Annotated in this window: 2 protein-coding genes; both read left to right on the forward strand. The window is 33.1% G+C overall.

Annotated elements, in window-relative coordinates; translation table 11 throughout:
- Nucleotides 1-204: 204 nt before the first annotated feature.
- On the forward strand, nucleotides 205-495 hold the full coding sequence (locus tag NE665_RS23910; RefSeq protein ID WP_220431405.1) for a hypothetical protein: 291 nt from the start codon (nucleotides 205-207) through the stop codon (nucleotides 493-495).
- Nucleotides 464-670 (forward strand): reverse transcriptase domain-containing protein (locus NE665_RS24810; RefSeq protein WP_347285940.1); only part of this gene is annotated, 207 nt, incomplete at its 3' end. The genes NE665_RS23910 and NE665_RS24810, both read left to right, overlap by 32 nt.

Below are 670 nucleotides of genomic sequence, written 5' to 3' on the forward strand. Positions count from 1 at the left end.
GAAAGGTTTACCATAAGAAATCAGATGAAGTCGTAGTAGGTAGAAATACTGAAGGACTGAAACGTTTATAGAGTGCAAATCACTATAAGCAATGTTTGGATAGTCCGAAAATGAGGATAGCCTAAAACTATGAAACGTAATCATAAATGGTAAAAGTAATGGGGATGTTTCCAAATAGATGTACGAATAGAGGAGGAGCAGCAAATGGAATTGATGGAAGAGATTTTAAGTGAAGAGAATTTACAAATGGCAATCAAAAAGGTCAAACAAAACAAAGGAGCACCAGGAATAGATAAAATGAGTGTGCAAGAAGTCGAACAATGGTTTGAACAATATCAAGAAGAAATTATTTCTAAGATAATGAACAAGCAATATCGACCAATGCCTGTTAAAAGAGTATATATTCCAAAACCAAAATGGAAAACAAAGAGCATTAGGAATTCCAACAGTAGTAGACCGAGTAATCCAACAAGCTATGTCTCAAGTATTAAATAAAATCTATGAGCCAATATTCAGTGAACACAGTTTTGGATATCGCCCAAGAAGAAATGCACAAATGGCAATGGAAGAAGTATTACAATACTTAAATGAGGGATATGAATGGATAGTTGACTTAGACATTGAGAAATTCTTTGATACTGTAAATCAAGATAAGTTAATTTCAATCTTA

The sequence above is a fragment of the Clostridium sp. DFI.1.208 genome (assembly GCF_024463855.1).
Taxonomy (GTDB): domain Bacteria; phylum Bacillota_I; class Bacilli_A; order Erysipelotrichales; family Erysipelotrichaceae; genus Clostridium_AQ.